27 protein-coding genes are annotated in these 22,747 nt (G+C 56.6%); 20 read left to right on the forward strand and 7 right to left on the reverse strand.

The features are described 5' to 3' along the window. Window positions 1-116: 116 nt before the first annotated feature. Together queA and KUF54_RS14100 are read right to left on the reverse strand one after the other, a co-directional pair. The gene (gene queA / locus KUF54_RS14095; RefSeq protein ID WP_219343406.1) at window positions 117-1,205 is read right to left on the reverse strand and encodes a tRNA preQ1(34) S-adenosylmethionine ribosyltransferase-isomerase QueA; all 1,089 of its coding nucleotides are present in this window, start codon (window positions 1,203-1,205) and stop codon (window positions 117-119) included. A gap of 87 nt (window positions 1,206-1,292) precedes the next feature. Next, window positions 1,293-2,525, reverse strand: a complete 1,233-nt coding sequence (locus tag KUF54_RS14100) for an HD-GYP domain-containing protein (RefSeq protein ID WP_219343407.1) — start codon at window positions 2,523-2,525, stop codon at window positions 1,293-1,295. Between the two features lie 149 nt (window positions 2,526-2,674). On the opposite strand from KUF54_RS14100, the gene recG reads away from it, so the two are divergent. The 3 genes from recG (at window position 2,675) to ubiA (ending at window position 6,984) form a co-directional block, all read left to right on the forward strand. After that, window positions 2,675-4,873 carry an ATP-dependent DNA helicase RecG gene (recG, locus tag KUF54_RS14105; protein WP_219343408.1) on the forward strand — a complete coding sequence of 733 codons (2,199 nt, stop codon included), beginning with the start codon at window positions 2,675-2,677 and terminating at the stop codon, window positions 4,871-4,873. Window positions 4,874-5,015: 142 nt separating this feature from the next. Then, complete coding sequence (locus KUF54_RS14110) at window positions 5,016-5,984, forward strand: LysR substrate-binding domain-containing protein (RefSeq protein ID WP_219343409.1); 969 nt, start codon at window positions 5,016-5,018, stop codon at window positions 5,982-5,984. A 97-nt stretch (window positions 5,985-6,081) separates the two neighbouring features. After that, the gene (gene ubiA / locus KUF54_RS14115; RefSeq protein WP_219343410.1) at window positions 6,082-6,984 is read left to right on the forward strand and encodes a 4-hydroxybenzoate octaprenyltransferase; all 903 of its coding nucleotides are present in this window, start codon (window positions 6,082-6,084) and stop codon (window positions 6,982-6,984) included. An 83-nt stretch (window positions 6,985-7,067) separates the two neighbouring features. Here the strand turns inward: ubiA and proC are convergent, their stop codons facing one another. Beyond that, window positions 7,068-7,907 carry a pyrroline-5-carboxylate reductase gene (gene proC / locus KUF54_RS14120; RefSeq protein ID WP_219343411.1) on the reverse strand — a complete coding sequence of 280 codons (840 nt, stop codon included), beginning with the start codon at window positions 7,905-7,907 and terminating at the stop codon, window positions 7,068-7,070. A gap of 538 nt (window positions 7,908-8,445) precedes the next feature. Here proC and aqpZ point away from each other — a divergent pair. Next, the gene (aqpZ, locus tag KUF54_RS14125) at window positions 8,446-9,144 is read left to right on the forward strand and encodes an aquaporin Z (RefSeq protein WP_219343412.1); all 699 of its coding nucleotides are present in this window, start codon (window positions 8,446-8,448) and stop codon (window positions 9,142-9,144) included. Window positions 9,145-9,226: 82 nt separating this feature from the next. Here aqpZ and KUF54_RS14130 read toward each other — a convergent pair whose 3' ends face one another. The 4 genes from KUF54_RS14130 to KUF54_RS14145 all read right to left on the reverse strand — a co-directional run bounded on the left by KUF54_RS14130 (window position 9,227) and on the right by KUF54_RS14145 (window position 13,133). Then, window positions 9,227-10,198 carry a tripartite tricarboxylate transporter substrate binding protein gene (locus KUF54_RS14130; protein WP_219343413.1) on the reverse strand — a complete coding sequence of 324 codons (972 nt, stop codon included), beginning with the start codon at window positions 10,196-10,198 and terminating at the stop codon, window positions 9,227-9,229. 183 nt (window positions 10,199-10,381) lie between these two features. Then, a complete protein-coding gene (glpK, locus tag KUF54_RS14135; protein WP_219343414.1) occupies window positions 10,382-11,878 on the reverse strand; it encodes a glycerol kinase GlpK in 1,497 nt (498 codons plus the stop codon). Further along, the gene (locus KUF54_RS14140; RefSeq protein WP_219343415.1) at window positions 11,875-12,372 is read right to left on the reverse strand and encodes a GNAT family N-acetyltransferase; all 498 of its coding nucleotides are present in this window, start codon (window positions 12,370-12,372) and stop codon (window positions 11,875-11,877) included. Before KUF54_RS14140 ends, glpK begins: the two co-directional genes overlap by 4 nt. Continuing rightward, entirely contained in the window at window positions 12,369-13,133 is a 765-nt protein-coding gene (locus KUF54_RS14145) for a DeoR/GlpR family DNA-binding transcription regulator (RefSeq protein WP_219343416.1), read from the reverse strand. Before KUF54_RS14145 ends, KUF54_RS14140 begins: the two co-directional genes overlap by 4 nt. Window positions 13,134-13,532: 399 nt before the next feature. Here KUF54_RS14145 and KUF54_RS14150 point away from each other — a divergent pair, with 399 nt between their 5' ends. From KUF54_RS14150 to rpsD, 16 genes are all read left to right on the forward strand, one after another. After that, window positions 13,533-15,128: a glycerol-3-phosphate dehydrogenase/oxidase gene (locus KUF54_RS14150; RefSeq protein WP_219343417.1), complete on the forward strand. Its 1,596-nt coding sequence runs from the start codon at window positions 13,533-13,535 to the stop codon at window positions 15,126-15,128. A gap of 422 nt (window positions 15,129-15,550) precedes the next feature. Then, window positions 15,551-15,919 (forward strand): 50S ribosomal protein L14, encoded by a 369-nt coding sequence (gene rplN / locus KUF54_RS14155; protein WP_099735453.1) that lies wholly within the window; start codon window positions 15,551-15,553, stop codon window positions 15,917-15,919. Between the two features lie 11 nt (window positions 15,920-15,930). Further along, complete coding sequence (gene rplX, locus KUF54_RS14160; RefSeq protein ID WP_219343418.1) at window positions 15,931-16,251, forward strand: 50S ribosomal protein L24; 321 nt, start codon at window positions 15,931-15,933, stop codon at window positions 16,249-16,251. A 10-nt stretch (window positions 16,252-16,261) separates the two neighbouring features. Next, on the forward strand, window positions 16,262-16,801 hold the full coding sequence (gene rplE, locus KUF54_RS14165) for a 50S ribosomal protein L5 (RefSeq protein ID WP_191722409.1): 540 nt from the start codon (window positions 16,262-16,264) through the stop codon (window positions 16,799-16,801). An 8-nt stretch (window positions 16,802-16,809) separates the two neighbouring features. Continuing rightward, window positions 16,810-17,115 (forward strand): 30S ribosomal protein S14, encoded by a 306-nt coding sequence (gene rpsN / locus KUF54_RS14170; RefSeq protein WP_219343419.1) that lies wholly within the window; start codon window positions 16,810-16,812, stop codon window positions 17,113-17,115. Between the two features lie 20 nt (window positions 17,116-17,135). After that, the gene (rpsH, locus tag KUF54_RS14175) at window positions 17,136-17,531 is read left to right on the forward strand and encodes a 30S ribosomal protein S8 (protein ID WP_219343420.1); all 396 of its coding nucleotides are present in this window, start codon (window positions 17,136-17,138) and stop codon (window positions 17,529-17,531) included. A 24-nt stretch (window positions 17,532-17,555) separates the two neighbouring features. Further along, entirely contained in the window at window positions 17,556-18,089 is a 534-nt protein-coding gene (rplF, locus tag KUF54_RS14180) for a 50S ribosomal protein L6 (protein WP_219343421.1), read from the forward strand. Window positions 18,090-18,100: 11 nt separating this feature from the next. Further along, entirely contained in the window at window positions 18,101-18,466 is a 366-nt protein-coding gene (gene rplR / locus KUF54_RS14185; protein ID WP_219343422.1) for a 50S ribosomal protein L18, read from the forward strand. A gap of 16 nt (window positions 18,467-18,482) precedes the next feature. Then, the gene (rpsE, locus tag KUF54_RS14190; protein ID WP_099735460.1) at window positions 18,483-19,004 is read left to right on the forward strand and encodes a 30S ribosomal protein S5; all 522 of its coding nucleotides are present in this window, start codon (window positions 18,483-18,485) and stop codon (window positions 19,002-19,004) included. 14 nt (window positions 19,005-19,018) lie between these two features. Beyond that, on the forward strand, window positions 19,019-19,201 hold the full coding sequence (rpmD, locus tag KUF54_RS14195; protein WP_099735461.1) for a 50S ribosomal protein L30: 183 nt from the start codon (window positions 19,019-19,021) through the stop codon (window positions 19,199-19,201). Window positions 19,202-19,212: 11 nt separating this feature from the next. Then, window positions 19,213-19,644 (forward strand): 50S ribosomal protein L15, encoded by a 432-nt coding sequence (gene rplO, locus KUF54_RS14200; RefSeq protein ID WP_219343423.1) that lies wholly within the window; start codon window positions 19,213-19,215, stop codon window positions 19,642-19,644. A 24-nt stretch (window positions 19,645-19,668) separates the two neighbouring features. After that, window positions 19,669-20,982, forward strand: a complete 1,314-nt coding sequence (gene secY / locus KUF54_RS14205; RefSeq protein ID WP_099735462.1) for a preprotein translocase subunit SecY — start codon at window positions 19,669-19,671, stop codon at window positions 20,980-20,982. Window positions 20,983-21,102: 120 nt separating this feature from the next. Next, window positions 21,103-21,216, forward strand: a complete 114-nt coding sequence (gene rpmJ / locus KUF54_RS14210) for a 50S ribosomal protein L36 (protein ID WP_003050535.1) — start codon at window positions 21,103-21,105, stop codon at window positions 21,214-21,216. 21 nt (window positions 21,217-21,237) lie between these two features. After that, window positions 21,238-21,603 carry a 30S ribosomal protein S13 gene (gene rpsM, locus KUF54_RS14215; RefSeq protein WP_099735463.1) on the forward strand — a complete coding sequence of 122 codons (366 nt, stop codon included), beginning with the start codon at window positions 21,238-21,240 and terminating at the stop codon, window positions 21,601-21,603. Window positions 21,604-21,620: 17 nt separating this feature from the next. Beyond that, entirely contained in the window at window positions 21,621-22,022 is a 402-nt protein-coding gene (rpsK, locus tag KUF54_RS14220) for a 30S ribosomal protein S11 (RefSeq protein WP_158393886.1), read from the forward strand. Between the two features lie 88 nt (window positions 22,023-22,110). Beyond that, window positions 22,111-22,734: a 30S ribosomal protein S4 gene (gene rpsD / locus KUF54_RS14225; protein WP_219343424.1), complete on the forward strand. Its 624-nt coding sequence runs from the start codon at window positions 22,111-22,113 to the stop codon at window positions 22,732-22,734. Window positions 22,735-22,747: the final 13 nt, after the last annotated feature.

Consider the following 22,747-nt stretch of genomic DNA (forward strand, 5'->3'; position numbering starts at 1 on the left):
GTCTGAATAAACATTTTGGCTAAGCCGAGGAATCTACCACCAAGAAGTGATTCAAGCTGCATTTCATGTAACTCGATACTCCAAGCGGATGAAATGCAGGCTCACTCTGTAGTTAATCAGCGCTTGCGCTCCAGCAGCATCGAGTCGCCGTAGCTGAAGAAACGGTAGTGCTGGGCAATCGCATGCTGGTACATACCCATGATGTGCTCGTAGCCGGCAAAGGCGCTGACCAGCATCATGAGTGTACTTTTGGGCAGATGGAAGTTGGTAATCAGCATGTCTACCACCTGGTATTGAAAACCGGGGGTGATGAAGATGCTGGTGTTGCCCGTCACGTTGCCGTATTTAGCCCAAGACTCTAGGGTGCGCACGGTGGTTGTGCCTACGGCGATGATGCGGCCGCCGCGCTGGCGGCAGCGTTCCATGGCGGCGAGCGTGGACATGGGAATGTCATACCACTCGCTGTGCATGGTGTGCTCGGCCAAGTTTTCGGTCTTGACGGGCTGGAAGGTGCCTGCGCCCACGTGCAGGGTGACGCTGGCGCGCTCCACGCCCTTGGCTTGCAGGGCGGCGAGCACGGATTCGTCAAAGTGCAGGGCGGCTGTGGGAGCTGCTACTGCGCCGGGGTGGGCGGCAAACACGGTTTGATAGCGCTCGGTGTCTTGTGCCTCGTTGGGGTCGTCGCCCGTGCTTTGGTGGCGCTCGATATAAGGGGGCAGCGGCAGGTGGCCGAACTGATCGAGCAAGTCGTAAGGCGTCTCGCCGTTGTTGCCTTTGAAGGACAGGTGAAACAGCGGGCCGTTTTCATCAGGCCAGCGGCCCAGCAAAGTAGCCTCAAAGCCACCGTTTTTCAGGCCGCCGCACAAATGAATTTTTGCGCCGGGCAAGGGTTTCTTGCTCACGCGCATGTGCGCCACGACTTCGTTGTTCTGCAGTACGCGCTCCACCAAGAGTTCGATCTTGCCGCCGCTGGCTTTTTCGCCAAACACGCGGGCCTTGATGACTTTGGTGTCGTTGAAGATCAACAAATCGCCGCTTTGCAGCAACTCGGGCAGCTCGCGGAAGATGCGGTCAGTGGCGGGGTGGCTTCTCCCATCGAGTAGGCGGGATGCGCTGCGAACGGCGGTGGGGTGCTGGGCGATCAGCGACTCGGGCAGGTGAAAGTCGAAGTCGTTGAGTGTGAATTCACGGGTGCTGGAAGACATGCGGGGCTTGAGGGCCGAACGGGGCCCGTTCCAAGTTCAATCAAACAAGTGGGCGATTGTCTCAAATCGCCATTAGGGCTGCAGCCCTCAGGGCTGTGAATTGCTGTGTGTGCTGCTGAACCCGTGCCACAGCTCATCGAGATTTTTGAAAGGCCAGTCAGCCGGGTCTTCGCGCCCGGTGATACTGTTGTTTGCCTCCGGTAGCGCGAGGTCCACAATCCCAGGGGTGATTCGCCGCTGCTCGCGCAGGCAGTAAAAGCGCCTGACTTGCGGGGTGAGTAATCGGTTATCTGAGACATCGAGCACAATGGCCAGGTGCTCGGACTGCAGGCGAACTAAGGAGCCCAGTGGGTAGATGCCGACGGTTTGCACAAATTGTTGAAAGATACTTTTGTCAAACTGCTGGGGCGTCCACTGAGCCATGCGCTGCAGTGCGATAGCGGGTTGCCAGCCTTCCTTGTAGGGGCGGTCTGATGTTACGGCGTCATACACATCACATATTGATGCCATGCGCGCCAGCAGGCTGATTTCGCTTTGCTTCAATCCATCGGGGTAGCCAGAGCCATCAATTTTCTCGTGATGGTGCAGGCAGGCCTCGGCAATGGATTCATCCAGCGGCAGCGGCTGAAGAATTTCATAGCCCCACTGCGCATGCGATTTCATGATGGCCCATTCCTGCGGATCCAGCGGGCCAGGCTTGTTGAGTACGGTCAGAGGCACCCGTGTCTTGCCCACATCGTGCAGCAGGCCGGCCAGACCGGCTTGGCGAACCTGATTGTCGTCGTGCCCCATGCGGCGTGCCAGACCAATCATCAGCGCGCCAACTGCAATGCTATGCATATAGGAGTAGTTGTCCGCCGTTTTCAAGCGCGCCAAGCTGATCAGAGCATGAGGGTTGCGCTTGATAGAAAGCGTCATCTCATCAATGAGCTGCCCTGCTGCTGGCAAATCCGGAGGGCGACCTAGCCGCACATCGTGCAGCATGGTTTTGAGCGTTTCACGCGCTTGGCCAATGATGGCGCGGGCCTGATGCAGCTCCTTGCTTGTGCTACTGGGTTTGGCTTGCTGCGCCAGTTGCTTGTCTGTCTCCTCGGGTGGTGAATCGACTTCTTCAGCAGCAGTGACTTCGGCCGGAATGTCTAAACCCTTACTGGTATCAATCCACACCTGACGGATGGTGGTGGCGCGCAGTCGCTCCAAGTCGTTGGGCTCGTTGAGCAAAAAGCGGGTGCGCAGGAAGGGGTGCTCCATCCATGAGCCGCAAAACTCATGGACAAACATTCCTGGACACAGGTGCTCAACATCAACGCGCTTCAACATGGATTATCGGGAAGACAGAAAGTAACAATTTGCGATGGTAGTGATTTTGACAGCTGTTCGTTCGCCAATGCATGCTCGAAAACGTGCAAAATGCTGTATATAAATACACTACTTCCCGGTGAGCGAGTAGTGTAGCCAAGGAGTCTGCGTTGCCTGTGTCAAAAAAGCCTGTTGCTGAGCCCAAGCCTGCTGCCAAGGCAGTTTCCGCCAAGCGCGGTGCTGGTCGCGCCACAAAGGCTGCGCCAGACGCTGGCGCGGCACCGAAAAAAACCATCAGCCCGGCGCAGCAAGCCCTCATCAAGCTGGGGCTGACGCGTGATATTGATCTGGCCTTGCACCTGCCGCTGCGCTACGAGGATGAAACACGCATCACCCCTCTCAAAAATGCGCGTGATGGTGAAACCGTACAGATCGAAGCCACCGTCACGCACAGCGAGGTGCAGCTGCGCCCCCGGCGCATGCTTAAAGTGACGGTGGATGACGGCACGGGCACTTGCGTATTGAGTTTTTTCAGCTTCTACCCATCGCAGCAAAAAACCATGGCTGTCGGTGCGCGCCTGCGTATTCGGGGCGAGGTTAAGGGCGGATTTTGGGGGCGACAAATGATGCACCCGGCCTTTCGCGTTGCGGGAGGCGAGTTGCCCACGGCGTTAACGCCGGTCTACCCCGCTACGGCCACGCTGCCCCAAGCCTATCTGCGCCGTGCCGTTGTCTCGGCCTTGCTGCGGGCTGATTTGTCTGAAACTCTGCCGCCGGGCGAGCAGCCACCCGTGGCACATTTTTATAGCCAAAATGGCCAACAGTCCTTTTATGACCTGCGTAATGCGCTCACTTTTTTGCATCACCCTACGGCGGATGTTGCGTTGGCCACGCTGGAAGATCACTCTCACCCTGCTTGGCAGCGCCTCAAAGCTGAGGAGCTGCTGGCCCAGCAGCTATCGCAATACGAAGCCAAACGCGAGCGAGCCCGTCTTCGCGCCCCCGTGCTCAAACCGCTGCAAGGGATGCCAGACCTGAGTGAGCAATTTTTGGCTCAACTGCCGTTTGGCCTGACTGGCGCGCAGCAGCGCGTGGTGGGGGAGATTCGTGCGGATATAGAAAGCCACATTCCCATGCACCGCTTGCTGCAGGGCGATGTGGGCTCGGGCAAGACCGTGGTGGCGGCTTTGTCTGCAATGGCCTGTATTGAGGCCGGATGGCAATGCGCGCTGATGGCGCCGACTGAAATTTTGGCCGAGCAGCACTTCGGCAAACTAGTCGGCTGGCTGGAGCCAATTTTTGCGCCTTTGGGTAAAAAAGTGGCGTGGCTGGCAGGCGCGCAAAAGAAAAAAGAGCGTGCAGAGATGCTGGCGCTGGTGGCCAGTGGCGAGGCCGCGCTGGTCGTGGGCACCCATGCCGTCATTCAAGATCAGGTGCAGTTCAAAAATTTGGCGCTAGCTGTGATTGATGAGCAGCACCGCTTTGGCGTGGCACAGCGCTTGGCACTGCGGCAAAAGCTGGCGGCCACAGGGCTTGAGCCGCATATGCTGATGATGAGTGCCACGCCCATTCCGCGCACCTTGGCCATGAGCTATTACGCGGATTTGGATGTCTCCACCATCGATGAGCTGCCGCCGGGGCGCACGCCCATCGTTACCAAATTGATTGGCGACAGCCGCAAAGATGAGGTGATTGAGCGCATTGGCGCGCAGGTCGCCAGCGGCCGGCAGGTGTACTGGGTGTGCCCGTTGATTGAAGAAAGCGAGAGCTTGGATCTGTCTAACGCCACGGCAACGCATGAACACCTGAGTGAAATGCTGCCCGGCGTGATGGTGGGTTTGCTGCATTCGCGCATGCCAACGGCAGAGAAAAAAGCCGTGATGGAGCTGTTTTCTGCCGGCATCATGGGCGTGCTGGTCTCCACCACCGTCATTGAAGTGGGGGTGGACGTGCCCAATGCCAGCTTGATGGTGATTGAGCACTCTGAGCGCTTTGGCCTTTCGCAGCTGCACCAGTTGCGCGGGCGTGTGGGGCGGGGTGCCGCCGCATCAGCTTGCGTGCTGCTGTATTCGGTCAACGATAACGGGCGGCTGTCTGATACCGGCAAAGAGCGATTGCGCGCCATGGCCGAGACCAACGACGGCTTCGAGATCGCCCGGCGTGACCTTGAAATTCGTGGCCCCGGCGAGTTTTTGGGCGCCAGACAATCCGGCGCGGCCATGCTGCGTTTTGCGGACTTGGAGCAGGATCTGTTGCTGCTCGATTGGGCGCGAGAGTTAGCTCCACGCATGCTTGAGCAAAACCCACAATTGGCCGCGCGCCATGTCAGCCGCTGGCTGGGGGGTAAAGCCGAGTACCTCAAAGCCTAAAATGCTGAAAAAATGGGCATATCATCAAATGGTTACATTTAACTCAGGCAGTTTGTAATCGTTTGCTAATCTGAACTGTGTTTGAATGCGAGCAAAGAGATGAGTCAATACTTTTTTTGACAATCTCCATCACCAACTCTTTATGACTCTTACCGAATTGAAGTACATCGTCGCCGTAGCGCGGGAAAAGCATTTTGGCCGTGCTGCCGAAGCTTGCTATGTGTCCCAGCCTACGCTGTCCGTGGCCATCAAGAAGCTGGAGGAAGAGCTGGATGTCAAGATTTTCGAGCGAAGTGCTGGTGAAGTGTCGGTAACCTCGCTGGGTGAAGAAATCGTGCGCCAAGCGCAAAGCGTGTTGGAGCAAGCCAGCGAGATCAAGGAAATTGCCAAGCGCGGCAAAGACCCGCTGTCTGGCGTGCTGACGCTGGGAGTGATCTATACAGTAGGTCCTTACCTGCTGCCGGACTTGGTGCGCAACTCCATCAACATGACGCCGCAGATGCCGCTGATGCTGCAGGAGAACTTCACGACCAAGCTGCTGGAGATGCTGCGCACCGGTGAGATTGACTGCGCCATCATGGCCGAGCCTTTTCCGGATACCGGACTGGCGCTGGCGCCTTTGTATGACGAGCCCTTCATGGCCGCCGTACCTAGCTCTCACCCGCTGGCGCAAAAGAAAAGCGTCTCCACGACAGAGCTCAAGAACGAAACCATGCTGCTGCTGGGCGCAGGCCACTGCTTTCGCGACCATGTGCTCGAGGTTTGCCCCGAGTTTGCGCGCTACGCCAGCAACTCCGAAGGCATTCGCCGCACGTTTGAAGGCTCGTCGCTTGAGACCATCAAATACATGGTGGCTGCAGGCATGGGCGTAACGCTGGTGCCGCGCATGTCCGTGCCCGAAGAAGCTCTTGCCCCCACTGAGCGCCGTCGCCGTGTGGATGAGCCGCATATCCGTTACCTGCCCATTCACGAAGATGATGGCATTGCGCCGCCGACTCGCCGTGTGGTGCTGGCTTGGCGCCGCAGCTTTACGCGTTACGAAGCGATTGCCGCGCTGCGCAATGCCGTGTATGCCAGCCCGCTCACAGGTGTGAAGCGTTTGTCTGAATAAATCGATTCGCTGCGACAGACTCTGTCTTGAAGGCCGCTTGATGCGGCCTTTTTCATGCGCGGCACAATAAGCAAAGCCTACCTTTAAGATTTTCGCAATGACAGTCTCCGCACCCACCCCCAGCCCCGCATCTTCCTCAGCGCAGCGCAGCCGCCTGTCGCTGTATCTGGACTTGATTCGCTTTAACCGCCCTGCTGGCTGGCTGGTGCTGGTTTGGCCCACGCTGGTGGCCTTGTGGGTGGCGTCCAACGGCTTTCCGGGCTGGCATCTGCTCATCGTCTTTGTGCTGGGCACGGTGCTGATGCGCAGCGCGGGCTGCACCATCAATGACATTGCCGATCGTGACTTTGACAAGCATGTCAAGCGCACCACACAGCGCCCCATTACCAGCGGGCAGGTTTCGGTCAAAGAGGCGGCCATGGTCGGCCTGGTGCTCACGCTGATCTCGTTTGGTTTGGTGTTGTCCACGCGTTGGCAGGCCGTGGCGTGGTCGGTTCCTGCCGTTTTGTTCACCATCCTCTACCCCTTCACCAAGCGCTTTTTTGCCATGCCGCAGGCCTTCTTGGGCATTGCGTTCAACTTTGGCATCGTGATTGCCTTTGCCGCGGTGACGGGGGAAGTGAACGCCACCGCCTGGACGCTGTGGCTGGCCAATATGTTTCTGGTGCTGGCCTATGACACCGAGTACGCCATGGTCGATCGCGACGATGACCTCAAGATCGGCATGAAAACCTCGGCCATCACGCTGGGCCGCTTTGATGTGCTGGGCGTGATGGGATTTTTTGTACTGTGCTGGGGCTTGATTGCGTGGGTGCTAGCGCCTTACCAGCTGGGCTGGCCCTTCTGGCTAGGCATGGGCGTTGCGGCGGCGCAGATTGTTTGGCACTACACGCTGATTCGCCATCGCACGCGTGAAGGCTGCTTTGTGGCCTTCAGCAAGAGCCACTGGATTGGCGCTTCAATTTTCGCGGGCGTGGCTTTGGGCTTTGCTCTGAAGTAGTCCTATTTTGATAGCTACTAGTCAATTATTCATAAGGACTAGAAGGCTAAAAGACTTAAAAAAACCGGCCTAGGCCGGTTTTTTTATTTGCCAAACTCTAGAGCGAGTTCTTGTGCGCGAACCTGCGCTTTGCGCATGGCTTCGATGAAGTGCTCAGGCAGCTTTTGCTCTTGCATATGGGTGATGGCTGCATAGGTGGTGCCGCCCTTGCTGGTCACGCGCTGGCGCAGCACTTCGGCACTTTCGCTGGAGCGAGCGGCCAGCTCAGAGCCGCCTGCAAAAGTGGCAATGGCCAGTTGGTAGCTTTGCTCGGCAGACAAGCCCATGTTCACGCCCGCTTGCGTCATGGCTTCAAGAAACAAAAACACATAGGCCGGGCCGGAGCCGGAGAGGGCGGTTACGGCGTCGAGGTGCTCTTCCTTGTCCACCCACATCAGCTCGCCCGTGCTGCCAATGACGGATTCAATCAGCGCCTTGCCAGCTGCATCCACCTCGGGGCTGGCGAACAGACCCGTCATGCCCTTGCCCACTAGCGCGGGCGTGTTGGGCATGGCGCGCACGATGCGGTTTGATGCAACCCAAGCCGCGATGCTGTTGGTGGTGATGCCGGCGGCCACGCTCAGGTGCAGGGCGCTGCGAGTGTGGGCCGCGACGGGGGCTGCCGCATCCTTGAAGGTTTGGGGCTTGACGGCCCACACCACCAGTTGGGCGTTTTGCAGGGCTGGCGTTGCGGCTGGCAGAGAGTCGATGCCCAGATTCGCTTTGAGCGCCTCGCGTGCAGCTTCAAAAGGCTCAACCACGGTAATGGCGCTGGCGGGAACGCCTTGGCGAATCAGGCCGCCCATGATGGCGCTAGCCATATTGCCGCCGCCAATAAAGGCGATGGGCGGAAAAACGGTGTTGGAGGTTGGGGTCTGGCTCATGGTGATTCGATTCGGTCTGCAGGCAAGCAAGTGTGGAGCAATTGTTGAGCAAAGAAGCAGCCTGATTTCAGGTGCAGACCGGCACTATAAACCTGAGCCGCAACTGCCAAGCTCTTGGCGCAGGGCAATGAACTGCCTCACCTCGTCCGGATTGAAGTGTCTGACGCTGATCCGTAGCGCCACTTGGCTGCATGCCAGATCAGCCATCACTAACGAGGTAGTGCAGTCCGCTGCTTGCGCCGTAGTCAAACGATTACAGATCGTCGGAAAACAGCTTGTCGTGTTGTCAGTAACTTTCACCAGACAAGGGCCAAGGCTTGCCCTCAGGACCACGGCAAATAAGGCGTTTTGTATCGGGATTCGTCGTGCAGGCAGGCAAAGAGGCGCATAGCGTCAGCAGCCTTGTTTGCCAAACATGTCGTGGATTGTTGACATTTGTATCTTGTGCTTTGCACAAGCCCTTTCTTAAGATGCCTACGTCTCGTTCTGCGCTGCGTGGGGTGGCATGGACGGCATTCATCAAAATCAGGGGGCAATCATGGCATCCAATGTCAAAAAATGGTCGGCAGAGTTTCTGGGTACTTTTTGGCTCACCTTCGGCGGTTGCGGCAGCGCAGTGCTGGCGGCAGCTTTTCCCGGCGTGGGCATTGGCCTGCTGGGCGTTTCCTTCGCTTTCGGCTTGACGGTGTTGACGGGTGCTTATGCGTTCGGCCCCATTTCTGGTGGTCACTTCAACCCCGCCGTTTCGGTGGGGCTGGCCGTGGCCGGTCGTTTTAAGGTCGCTGAGTTACCTGGCTACATCATTGCTCAGGTGCTGGGTGCGATTGCTGCCGCAGCGACTCTGTACTTCATTGCCACTGGCAAGGCCGGTGCTAATGTGACGGATTTGGCTTCGAACGGCTTTGGTGAGCATTCGCCCGGCAAGTTCAGCATGGGTGCAGCTCTGGTGACGGAAGTGGTGTTGACGGCAGTCTTTTTGCTGGTCATTTTGGGCTCCACCACTAAGAAGGCCGCTGTGGGCTTTGCGGGCATGAGCATCGGCCTGTGCTTGACGCTGATTCACCTGATCTCCATCCCCGTAACCAACACCTCGGTCAACCCGGCTCGTAGCACGGGCCCTGCTTTGTTTGGCCCCGCTATCGCGATGGATCAACTGTGGTTGTTCTGGGTGGCCCCTATTGTCGGAGCCATCATCGGCGCGCTGATCCACAAGGCGCTACTGGGCGATGATGACTAATCAGCGCTAAGTACTGCAAGTGCTTGAATGCAAAAGAGATGCCTAGGCATCTCTTTTTTATGGTGCTTGACGCAACGTTAACTCAGTCAATGCTGATGCCGGATTTTTTCACCACCTGTGCATAACGGTTGACGTCATTGCGAATGATTTGCTCGAATTGCGCGGCACTTCCCCCGGCGACTGTCAGATAGCTTTTGCTCAAGCCTTGCTGCACTTCTGGCAGGGCAAGAACTTCATTCAATGCTTTGTTGAGGCGATCAAGAATGGCCTGTGGTGTTTTGGCTGGGGCTAGTACGCCGTACCAGACTTCCATGTCAAAGCCCGCGACGCCTTGTGCTGCACCAGTCGGAATACTGGATGCATAGCTGACTCGTTCGGGCGCCGCAACAGCCAGTGGTTTCAGGCGCTTGCTTTGCAGATGTCCTTGGATGTTGGAGTAAGAAATGAATAGCAAATCAACTTGCCCGCCCAAGACATTTGGCACCGAATCAGCGCAGCCTTTGAACGGGATATGGTTGATGTGGGCGCCTGTTGTCTGCTTGAAGTACTCGGCAGATAGATGCAGTGCCGAGCCCGTGTCACAAGCCGCAAAGCTGATGGTGCCGGGCTGTTTTTTTGCGAGGCTGACAACTTCTTGCAGGGTTGAGGCCGGGAAATCTGCGCGAGCAGCGACAAAGACGGGCGCTTTTGCAATCTGAATAACGGGCGCAAAGCTCGCGAATGTGTCAAACGGCAGGTTACGCATCAGGCTATGGTTGATCGTAAAGCTGTTGGGTACAAAGGCGAGGGTGTAGCCATCGGGTGTCGAACTCGCCAATTGGCGCAGGCCGATATTTCCTCCGGCACCAGGCTTGTTCTCCACAATAACAGCCTGACCCAGGCGACTTTTGAGCTGATTGGCAACGAGGCGGGCAGCCGTATCCACACCGCCCCCGGCAGTCACGGGAACAATGAACTTGATCTGCTTATCGGGGAAGGCTGGCGCAGGGTCTTGGGCGTACGCGGGGAGGCTGGCGGTCAATAAAGCCGCCACCATGGAAAACACTGCTTGCATCAATCGCTCTCTTTTTTCTCGATACGAAATGCTAAAAAGAGCGAGGTACAGAGCCGCTGCTTGTTTTCCCTGTGTTGGTGGCGTTTCCTTGAAACGTTGATATGCAAAAAACGGATGCAAGCCTGAGCGCGAGAAGGCTCAGGCAGGTTTCGTTTCTTGGATGAGTAGGATTGCTCTAGGCCTTCATAGCGCCGTAGTTTGGCGCACCGCCTGCTCCCAGCGCTGCATCAAGGTGTTGGCGCGGTCTTTGCTCAGCGTGGGCATGAAGCGGCGATCTGCCCTCCATAGCGAAGACAGCTCTTCGGTGCTTTGATAGACGCCGCTAGACAGCCCCGCCAGATAGGCGGCGCCCAAGGCCGTGGTCTCCACGCAGGCGGGGCGTACCACGGGAATGCCCAGCAGGTCAGCTTGGAACTGCATCAGCAAATTGTTCACGCTGGCGCCGCCATCCACACGTAGTTCGCTCACGGCGCGGCCGCCGTTGGCTACGGCGTCGCGGCTCATGGCTTGTAGCAGGGCGGCGCTTTGATAGGCGATGGATTCCAGCGCGGCGCGGGCAATGTGGGCTACGGTAGTGCCGCGTGTCAGGCCGGTAATAGTGCCGCGTGCGTCGGGTTGCCAATATGGGGCGCCTAGCCCGGTGAAGGCAGGCACCATCATCACACCGCCGCTGTCGGGCACGCTTTCGGCCAGTTGCTGCACTTGGCCGCTGTGCTCAATGGCTTGCAGGCCATCGCGCAGCCACTGCACTACGGCACCGCCGACGAAGACGCTGCCTTCCAGCGCAAACTGGGGGGTGCTGCTGGTTTGGGCGGCGCTGGTGGTCAGCAGGCCATTGGCCGAGGTTTGGAAGTTGCCGCCAGTGTGCATGAGCATGAAGCAGCCCGTGCCATAGGTGTTCTTGGCCATGCCAGCGGAAAAGCATGCCTGGCCGAAGAGGGCAGATTGCTGGTCACCGGCCACGCCGCCGATGTTGATGCTGCCGCCCAGCACATCATCAGCGGTCTGGCCAAAGTCGGCGGCTGATGCAAGCACCTCGGGCATCAGGCTGGCAGGAATGTCCAGCAGGGCCAGCAAGTCAGCATCCCACTGATTGCTGTGTACGTTGAACAGCATGGTGCGGCTGGCGTTGCTCACATCCGTCACATGGCGCTTGCCGCCTGTGAGTTGCCAAATCAACCAGCAGTCCACCGTGCCAAAGGCCAGCTCGCCCGCTTGTGCGGCGGCGCGTGCGCCGGGCACGTTGTCCAGCAGCCATTTGAGTTTGGTGCCCGAGAAGTAGGCATCAATGCGCAGGCCGGTCTTTTGCAAAATGCTATCGCTGTGGCCGGCTTCGCGTAGTTCTACGCAGGTGGGCTCGGCGCGGCGGTCTTGCCAGACGATGGCGTGGTGAATCGGCGCGCCGGTCTTGCGGTTCCAGACGATGGTGGTCTCGCGCTGGTTGGTGATGCCTATGCTGCGAATATCGCTGGCTTTTAGACCTGCTTTAGCCAGCGCCTCTTTGGCTGTGGCTTGCTGGCTGCGCCAGATTTCGCGTGGATCATGCTCCACCCAACCGGGCTGGGGGTAGATTTGCGGCAGCTCTTGCTGGGCAGAGGCCACGATACGACCTTGCGTATCAAACACGATGGAGCGCGAGCTAGAGGTGCCTTGATCCAGGGCGAGCAGATAGGTAGTCATGATGGGTCTGTCGTTGAGAGGGGGAGCACAAAGCGCGCCATTTCGGCTTGTTCGCTCCAGCCTTGTTGAGAGTAAAAGCCGCGCACATAGGATGAGCGCTCGCGGTTGTTCACCAGCCAGATGCGCACACAGCCCTTGTCGCGTGCCGCTTGTGTGGCGGCATCCAGCAATTGCTGGCCTAAACCTGCGCCGCGCGCGGCCTCAGCAATAAATAGTTCGCTTAAATAGGCCTCCCAGCCTTGAAGCACGGCAAGCGGGAGCCAATGCACGGCGCAATAGCCGTGGACGCGCTTCTGGCTGTCTTCAGCCACCAGTAATAGGCTTTGCTCAGGCGCGGTTTGGGTGCTTTGCAGCAAAGCTTCTACGGCCTGCTGGTTCTGGGCGATGCTGTGGTTTTCATAGGCCTTGAACCAGCCAATACCGTGCAGCAGCTCGGCAATGCCCGCCGCGTCAGCAAGCAGGGCAGGGCGAATGACGTAACTGGACGTGCTCATTGCGCAATCGTGCAGCGCACCTCAGCGTCGCGCAGCAGGGCGTCAAAGGGGGCGGAGGGCGGCACATCGGTAAACAGGCGGTCAATCTGGTTCAGGCGTGCCAGCTCAACCATGGCTTGGCGGCTGAACTTGCTGTGGTCGGCAGCCAACCACACTTCACGCGACTGGCCGATGATGGTTTGTGCCACCTTCACCTCACGCAGATCAAAGTCGCGCAGGCTGCCATCAGTTTCAATGGCTGAGATGCCGATGACGGCAATGTCTACCTTGAATTGGCGCATAAAGTCCACCGCCGCCTCGCCCACAATGCCGCGGTCGCGGGTGCGCACCACGCCGCCCGCCACGATGACTTCGCAATCCGCATTGCTGCTGAGGATGGCTGCCACGTTGAGGTTGTTGGTGATGACGCGCAGGCCTTTGTGATGCAGCAGAGCCTGAGCCACAGCTTCCGTCGTGGTGCCGATATTGAGAATAAGCGAGCAGCCATTGGGAATCGCCTCGGCAATAGCACGTGCAATACGCATTTTTCCGTCGGCGTGCAGCACCTGGCGTTGGGTGTGGGCCAAGTTCTCCACCGTGGCGCTGGGCACGCGTACGCCCCCGTGAAAGCGCACCAGCAAGCCTGCATCTGCCAGCTTTTGAATGTCGCGGCGCACGGTTTGCAGCGTGACTCCTAAAGTTTCGGCTAAATGCTCCACCGAGGTGGACTGGCGAGCGCGGACTTCTTCGACAAGCTGTAACTGACGGGGGTTGCTGTTCATGGCTTCTGACTAGTTATAGTGATTTACGACATTGCCGGCTGCCGGATTGTGGACGAATCCAAACGAACCTTGAATAGGGGGATTTTCTATGGATTTGCGCGAGAAGAAACAAAAATGAATGCGCGTTGCTTAGTTATCGCAAATCTAGATAGCTGAATGTGAAGATTTTCTGGCTTTTGAGCTACTTTGAAGTGATGGCGTGAAACCACAAGGTAGCCCTGTTTTTGAGCGAAGAAGGCATTAAATCGCGCAAAAACGAATCATTGTTTCTAGGGGTGAGTGCAGTGAAAACGAAAAAGAGCGAAAATACATGATCTGAAATTTGTTCTTTGCTTGGCTCTGCGTGACGCAACAGCGTGATATGGGCTGAAGTCAAACATGCCGCTGCAGAAATCTTCCATGAAACAGCCCACTCAACCCTTGACAACCACACGCGCGCAATTGCTGGAGCGCTTGGCCCAGCCTGAAACCTACGATCTAGCGATCGTAGGGGGCGGAGCTACTGGGCTGGGAGTGGCCGTGGATGCTGCAGCGCGTGGCTTCAAGGTAGTGTTGCTGGAGTCTATGGACTTCGCAAAGGGAACTTCCTCGCGAGCCACCAAACTGGTTCATGGTGGTGTGCGCTACTTGGCGCAGGGCAATATCTCGCTGGTGCGAGAGGCGCTACATGAGCGCACCACGCTGCTGCACAACGCGCCGCATTTGGCGCAGCCGCTGGCGTTTGTCATGCCCTCGTACAAGCTGCTGGATACGCCTTTTTATGGCATCGGCCTGAAGATGTATGACGCGCTGGCGGGCAAGGCGGGTCTGGGCTCTACGGAGTTTCTCTCCAGCGCCAAGACCATTCAATACCTGCCGACGGTGCAGCAAAAAGGCCTCAAGGGCGGCGTCAAATACTGGGATGGTCAGTTTGACGATGCCCGCTTGGCGCTGGCGCTGGCCCGCACGGCCGCTGCTAAGGGTGCTTTGCTTGTTAATTACTGCGCTGCTGAAACGCTGATCTACGAAGACAAGCAGGTTGCAGGTCTGGTCTGCCGCGATGCGGAGTCGGGCCAGAGTTACACCGTACGCGCCAAGTGTGTGGTCAATGCCACTGGTCCTTGGGTAGACCTGCTTCGCCAGCAAGATGCTGAGGCGCAGGGCAAGCCCGTCAAGCCGATGGTGGCGCCCAGTCAGGGCGTGCATGTGGTTGTTGATCGTGAGTTTTTGCCGTCGGATCACGCTTTGCTGGTGCCAAAGACGGCGGATGGCCGCGTACTTTTTGCGGTGCCGTGGTTGGGTAAAGTCATTTTGGGTACGACAGATACGCCCCGCCATGACTTGGCGCGAGAGCCTTTGCCTTTCCCTGAAGAGTTGAACTTCATCCTGAGCGAAGCCGGTAAATACCTGAGCCGCCAGCCGACTCTGGCGGATGTGCGCAGCATGTGGGTGGGCTTGCGCCCGCTAGTCAAGCCGCAAGACGATGACGGCGAGAACACCAAGAAGATCAGCCGTGAGCACACGGTGATGGCTAGCAAGACCGGGCTAGTCACGGTCACCGGCGGTAAGTGGACGACTTACAGGGCCATGTCCGAAGACGTGCTGGCTGAATGCTTCGAGATTGGCCGCCTGCCCATGCGCCCCGCAGGTGTGACCGTGAATATGCCCTTGGTCGGTGCACCATCAGAAGCTGAGGTGACACATCGTATGAATCAGCCTCAAGGCCTGCACTCTTATGGAACAGAAGCTGCCGAGGTCGCAGCGCTGCCTGGTGCGCAGAACTGGCTGGCGGATGGTTTGTCTGAAGCCATGGTTCGCTTTGCAGCTCGGTATGAATACGCGCGCACCGTTGAGGATGTGCTGGCGCGCCGTAGTCGCCTGTTATTCCTTGACGCCCGCAAGGCTGCCGAGATTGCTCCTCGTGTGGCCGTTATTTTGGTTGAAGAGCTGCAGCGTGATGCCCAACTCAATGACTTCATAGCACTAGCTAAGCAATATCTGCCCACTCAGTCGTAGTCGCTTGCATGGCTATAAAAGCGTGGTCGAGTTGCAACAGCAGCTTGACCAAGACCTCACTCTAAAACATGAGCGTAAAGCATCTGAATCTCAATGGTTTCAGGTGCTTTTTGTTTTCAAATCAATGATTTATAGATGAGCTCTGCTATCGTTTTGAGTGCATGGTTGAAGGGGTTGGAGCACGCTGCATTTATCGATGCAGCTGTTGCGGGTATTCCAAGCTAAGCGCTTGACGTACAAAGGAATTGCTGCGATAATCGCTGGCTTCACGTGTAAAACCGTGAAGTGTTCTGCCCAGTAAAAGCACTGCGAAATGGTTCGCGGTGTGGACGACGGGCCCAAGACTGACTGGCTGCTCGATCAGCCCTTGAGAAGACTCTGGGGCTGTCTCTTGTTTGCTGGAGCAAGTTGGGAATATTGAAATGATCCAAACAGAATCTCGATTAGAGGTTGCCGACAACACCGGTGCGAAATCTGTTCAGTGCATTAAAGTACTGGGCGGTTCACATCGTCGCTATGCGAGCGTTGGCGACATCATCAAGGTGAGCATCAAGGAAGCAGCTCCTCGTGGTCGCGTCAAAAAAGGCGAGATCTACAGTGCTGTGGTGGTGCGCACCGCTAAGGGCATCCGTCGTGCAGACGGTTCGCTCGTGAAGTTCGACGGCAATGCCGCAGTTCTTTTGAACGCAAAGCTGGAGCCTATCGGCACCCGCATCTTTGGCCCCGTGACTCGTGAACTGCGTACTGAAAAGTTCATGAAGATCGTGTCGCTGGCCCCTGAAGTTCTCTAAAGGAAAGCACCATGAACAAGATTCGCAAGGGCGACGAAGTTATCGTGCTGGCCGGCCGTGACAAGGGCAAGCGTGGCGTGGTTTCTTTGCGTAAGGATGACTCCCACGTTCTCGTGGACGGCATCAACCTCGTCAAGAAGCACACCAAGCCAAACCCCATGAAGGGCACCACCGGCGGTATCGTTGAAAAGGCTATGCCTATTCACCAATCCAACGTGGCTATCTTCAATGCAGCGACCGGCAAAGCTGATCGCGTGGGCATCAAGGTCAACGCCGACGGCGCACGTGTTCGCGTGTTCAAGTCCAGCGGCGCTGAAATCAAGGCCGCTTGAGGAGTAACACATGGCACGACTGCAAAAACTCTATCGCGAAAAGATCGCGGCTGAACTGAAAGAAAAGTTCGGTTACACCTCCGCTATGGAAGTGCCTCGCCTGAGCAAGATCACCCTGAATATGGGTGTGAGCGAAGCCGTGGCCGACAAGAAGGTGATGGACAACGCCGTGGCTGACCTGACCAAAATTGCTGGTCAGAAGCCTGTGGTGACTAAGGCCAAGAAGGCTATCGCTGGTTTCAAAATCCGTGAAGGTCAAGCAATTGGCTGCATGGTGACCCTGCGTGGCGTTCAAATGTACGAATTCCTGGACCGTTTCGTGACCGTGGCTCTGCCCCGCGTTCGTGACTTCCGTGGTATTTCGGGCCGTTCGTTCGATGGTCGCGGCAACTACAACGTTGGCGTCAAAGAACAAATCATCTTCCCTGAAATCGAGTACGACAAGGTGGACGCTCTGCGTGGTCTGAATATCAGCATCACGACAACAGCGAAGAACGACGAAGAGTGCAAAGCACTGCTCGCAGCGTTCAAATTCCCCTTCAAGAACTGAGGTGGCGCATGGCTAAAGTAGCAATGATTCAGCGCGAAATCAAGCGCGAAAAGCTGGCAGCCAAGTTTGCTGCCAAGTATGCAGAATTCAAGGCAATCGCCGGCGACGCAAAGCGTTCCGACGAAGAGCGCGATGCCGCTCGCTTGGGTCTGCAGAAGCTGCCCCGTAACTCGAACCCCACTCGTCAACGTAACCGTTGCGAGATCACTGGCCGTCCTCGTGGCACATTCCGTCAATTCGGTCTGGGTCGCGCCAAGGTGCGTGAATTGGCCTTTGCTGGCGACATCCCCGGTGTCACCAAGGCCAGCTGGTAAGCAAGCAGGAGAGATTAAACATGAGCATGAGTGATCCCATCGCTGACTTGCTGACACGCATTCGCAACGCACAAATGGTCTCTAAGACTACTGTGTCGGCTCCTTCATCCAAAGTGAAGGTTGCTATTGCGCAGGTGTTGAAGGAAGAAGGCTATATCGACGGCTTCCAAGTGAAGGCCGACGGTGGCAAGTCCGAACTCGAAATTACCCTGAAGTACTACGCCGGTCAGCCAGTGATCGAACGTATTGAACGTGTGAGCCGTCCCGGCCTGCGCGTTTACAAGGGTCGTCACGCAATTCCTCAGGTCCAAAACGGCCTGGGCGTAGCCATCGTTACCACACCTCAGGGCGTGATGACTGATCGCAAAGCACGTGCAGCCGGTATCGGCGGCGAAGTGCTGTGCTATGTGGCTTAACGGACATTAAGGAGAAATACTGAAATGTCTCGCGTAGCAAAAGCTATTGTGACCATCCCCGCTGGCGTGGATGTGTCTATCAACGCTGACTCCATCAAGGTTAAGGGTAAGGGCGGCGATCTGTCCCTGACTCTGAACGCCTTGGTGAACATCGGCAACAACGACGGCAAGCTGTCCTTCGCTCCCGCCAATACTTCCCGTGAAGCTGACGCTCTGGCCGGTACTTTCCGCCAGTTGGTCAACAACATGGTTAAGGGCGTGACTGAAGGCTTCGAGAAGAAGCTGACGCTGATTGGCGTGGGCTACAAGGCTGCTGCATCAGGTTCCAAGCTGAACCTGGCAGTGGGCTTCTCACACCCCGTCAACTTCGAGATGCCTGCTGGCATCACTATTGCTACCCCCACTCCGACTGAAATCGTGATTAAGGGTGCTGACCGTCAAGTGGTCGGTCAATTGGCTGCTGAGATCCGTGCCGTTCGTCCTCCCGAGCCCTATAAGGGTAAGGGCATTCGCTATGCGAATGAGAAGGTCACGATCAAAGAGACCAAGAAGAAGTAAGGAGCTGCATTATGTTGACCAAGAAAGAGCAGCGTCTGCGTCGCTCGCGTCAAACACGTATCCGCATTGCACAGCAAGGCGTTGCGCGTTTGAGCGTGAATCGCACGAACCTCCACATCTACGCTTCCGTGGTTTCGGAAGACGGCACCAAGGTGTTGGCTTCGGCCTCCACTGCAGAAGTCGAAGTGCGCGCCCTGATCGGCGCCGCTGGCAAGGGTGGCAACGTGGCTGCAGCCACACTGATCGGCAAGCGTATTGCTGAAAAGGCAAAGGCTGCTGGCGTTGAGAAAGTCGCTTTCGACCGCGCCGGTTTTGCATACCACGGCCGCGTGAAGGCTTTGGCAGAGGCCGCTCGCGAAGCGGGCCTGCAGTTCTAAGCGGAGCGGATTGAAAATGGCAAAATTTTCCCCCAAAGTGCAAGACCAGGGCAATGACGACGGTCTGCGCGAAAAAATGATCGCGGTTAACCGCGTCACCAAGGTTGTGAAGGGTGGTCGTATTCTCGGCTTCGCTGCACTGACCGTGGTTGGCGATGGTGACGGCCGCGTTGGCATGGGTAAGGGCAAGTCGAAAGAAGTGCCTGCTGCCGTGCAAAAAGCGATGGAAGAATGCCGTCGCAACCTGATGAAGGTTGCACTGAAGAGCGGCACCATTCACCACTCGGTGAAGGGCCATCACGGCGCAGCCAAGGTTGAATTGCACCCAGCTCCAAAGGGTACCGGCATTATTGCTGGCGGCCCAATGCGCGCTGTTTTTGAAGTGGTGGGTATCACCGATATCGTGGCTAAGAGCCATGGTTCGTCGAACCCCTACAACATGGTTCGCGCAACTTTCGACGCTTTGAAGAACTCCACGACCCCTGCGAACGTGGCAGCAAAGCGCGGCAAGTCGGTTGAAGACATCTTCACCGCCTGATCGGAGACCAGCACATGACAACACAACAAACTGTCAAGGTTCAGCTGGTTCGTAGCCCCATTGGCACCAAAGAGTCGCATCGCGCGACTGTGCGTGGCCTGGGTCTGCGTAAGCTGAACAGCGTCAGCGAACTGCAGGACACCCCTGAAGTGCGCGGCATGATTAACAAAATCGCCTACTTGGTGAAAGTTCTCTGAAAGGATTGATGATGGAACTCAATAGCATCAAGCCTGCAGAGGGCTCCAAGCACGCGAAGCGTCGCGTTGGTCGCGGTATCGGCTCTGGTCTGGGTAAGACTGCCGGTCGTGGTCACAAGGGTCAGAAATCGCGTTCGGGTGGCTACCACAAGGTAGGCTTCGAAGGCGGTCAAATGCCTTTGCAGCGTCGCCTGCCCAAGCGTGGCTTCAAGTCGCATCTGCTGAAGTTCAATGCAGAAGTGAGCCTGACTGAGCTGGATAAGCTCAATTTGGCTGAAGTCGATCTGGCTGCTTTGAAGCAAGCTGGTCTGGTTGGTTCTATCGCTAAGGTCGTCAAGATCATCAAGCGTGGCGAACTGACTAAGGCTGTCAAGCTCAACGGCATCGGCGCTACCGCCGGCGCTAAAGCCGCCATCGAAGCTGCCGGTGGCAGCATCGCCTGATTAAAGTTCTGAAAGAAGACATCCGTGGCTACTAGCGCAGCTCAAATTGCAAAGACTGGAAAATTCGGTGACCTACGTCGTCGTCTAGTTTTTCTGTTGCTTGCGCTGGTCGTATACCGTATCGGGGCTCATATCCCTGTTCCGGGCATCGATCCAGCGCAGCTGCAGCAGCTGTTCTCTGGCCAGCAGGGCGGCATTCTCAATCTGTTCAATATGTTCTCGGGTGGAGCGCTTTCGCGTTTCACAGTGTTTGCACTGGGGATCATGCCGTACATCTCGGCATCGATCATCATGCAGCTCATGACCTACGTGGTCCCTACATTTGAGCAGATGAAAAAAGAAGGTGAAGCGGGTCGTCGCAAGATTACCCAGTACACCCGCTACGGCACATTGGGCCTGGCACTTTTTCAGTCTTTGGGAATTGCTGTTGCTCTGGAAAGCTCGGCAGGCTTGGTTCTGAACCCTGGTTTTGGCTTCCGCATGACTGCGGTGGTCAGCCTCACGGCTGGTACCTTGTTTCTGATGTGGCTCGGTGAACAGATCACAGAACGTGGTCTGGGCAACGGTATTTCGATACTGATCTTCGGCGGTATCGCCGCAGGTCTACCGAGCTCCATTGGTGGTCTGCTGGAACTGGTGCGAACCGGTGCCATGAGCATTCTGGCAGCAATCTTCATTGTTCTCGTTGTGGCAGCCGTGACGTATTTCGTCGTGTATGTCGAGCGAGGCCAACGTAAGATTTTGGTGAATTACGCACGCCGACAAGTCGGCAACAAGGTGTACGGTGGTCAGTCTTCGCACTTACCACTGAAGCTAAACATGGCAGGTGTGATTCCTCCCATCTTCGCTTCGTCCATCATCTTGCTGCCTGCTACGGTGGTGAATTGGTTCAGTGCAGGAGAATCCATGCGCTGGCTGAAGGATATTTCGAGCACGTTGACCCCCGGTCAGCCAATCTATGTCATCCTTTATGCTGCCGCGATCATTTTCTTCTGCTTCTTCTATACGGCCCTGGTCTTCAACAGCCGGGAAACTGCCGACAATCTGAAGAAGAGTGGCGCTTTCATCCCCGGGATTCGTCCTGGTGAGCAAACAGCGCGCTACATTGACAAGATTCTGGTTCGCCTGACCCTGGCTGGTGCGATCTACATTACTTTCGTGTGCTTGTTGCCCGAATTCATGATCCTGAAGTACAACGTTCCGTTCTACTTTGGTGGTACATCGCTGCTGATCATTGTGGTCGTAACGATGGACTTCATGGCGCAAGTGCAGAACTACGTGATGTCGCAGCAATACGAGTCGCTTCTTAAAAAAGCGAACTTTAAAGCTGGTATTTGATGATAGGGCTGCCCCTCATGGGGCAGCTTGCCAAAAGTTAGTAGACACCCATCGTGCTATCGTGGGCATTGTTCCCCGGTCGATAGACCGATAGTGGATGGATAGTTTTAGGAGAATAAAATGAGAGTTTCGGCTTCGGTCAAGAAAATCTGCCGCAACTGCAAGATCATCCGCCGCAAAGGTGTGGTACGCGTGATCTGCACTGACCAGCGCCATAAGCAGCGCCAAGGTTGATTGAAAGCATAGAGGACTAATATGGCACGTATTGCTGGCATTAACATCCCGCCGCACAAGCATGCTGAAATCGGCCTGACTGCCATTTTTGGCATCGGTCGTACTACAGCTCGTAAAATTTGCGAAGCTTGCGGCATCGAATATTCCAAGAAGATCAAGGATCTGACGGACGCTGATTTGGAAAAAATCCGCGACCTGCTGAACCCCATGACTCTGGAAGGCGACCTGCGTCGCGAAACAACCATGAACATCAAGCGTTTGATGGACATCGGTTGCTACCGCGGTTTCCGTCATCGTCGTGGTCTGCCTATGCGCGGCCAACGTACACGCACGAATGCCCGTACTCGCAAGGGTCCTCGCAAAGGCGCAGCGGCACTGAAGAAATAAGGGATTGAGAGATCACTATGGCTAAGGCACAAAACAACGCTGCTGCTCGTGTACGTAAGAAAGTTCGCAAGAACATTTCTGACGGTATTGCACACGTGCATGCATCGTTCAACAACACGATCATCACTATCACCGACCGTCAAGGCAACGCTCTGTCGTGGGCTTCGTCGGGTGGTCAGGGCTTCAAGGGTTCGCGCAAGTCGACTCCTTTTGCAGCTCAGGTCGCTTCGGAAGTGGCTGGTCGTGCAGCGATTGAACAGGGCATCAAAAACCTGGAAGTCGAAATCAAGGGTCCCGGTCCAGGCCGTGAATCCTCGGTTCGCGCCCTGGGTGCTCTGGGTATCCGTATCACTTCCATCTCGGACGTGACACCGGTTCCCCATAACGGCTGCCGCCCTCAAAAGCGTCGTCGTATCTAATTATTATCAAGCCCACCGCCGCCCAGGTGCTTTAGCATCGCGGGCGGCTCCCGTGTTTGCGCACGGCAGATGACACAAAGGAAATCAAGTGGCACGCTATATTGGCCCTAAGGCAAAACTCTCCCGCCGCGAAGGCACCGATCTGTTCCTGAAGAGCGCACGTCGCTCCATCGCAGACAAGGCAAAGTTCGACACTAAGCCTGGTCAGCATGGCCGCACTTCCGGTCAACGCACTTCGGACTACGGTCTGCAACTGCGTGAAAAGCAGAAGGTCAAGCGCATGTACGGCGTGCTGGAGAAGCAATTCCGCCGCTACTTCGAAGCAGCTGATCGCAAGCGTGGCAACACCGGCGCTAACCTGCTGTCGTTGCTGGAATCGCGTCTGGACAACGTCGTGTATCGCATGGGCTTCGGCTCCACTCGCGCTGAAGCACGTCAGTTGGTTTCGCACAAGGCTATCACCGTGAACGGCCAGTCCGTGAACATTCCTTCTTTCTCCGTGAAGGAAGGCGACGTGGTTGCTCTGCGTGAACAGTCCAAGAAGCAAGCTCGCGTTGTCGAAGCTCTGCAACTGGCTGCTCAAGTGGGCTTCCCCGCATGGGTTGAAGTGTCTGCTGACAAGGCAGAAGGTACTTTCAAGAAGTCTCCTGACCGCGACGAATTCGCAGCTGACATCAACGAATCTCTGATCGTTGAGTTGTACTCGCGTTAATTCTTAGCAGCGA

The sequence above is a fragment of the Comamonas sp. Y33R10-2 genome (genome assembly GCF_019355935.1).
Lineage (GTDB): Bacteria > Pseudomonadota > Gammaproteobacteria > Burkholderiales > Burkholderiaceae_C > Comamonas.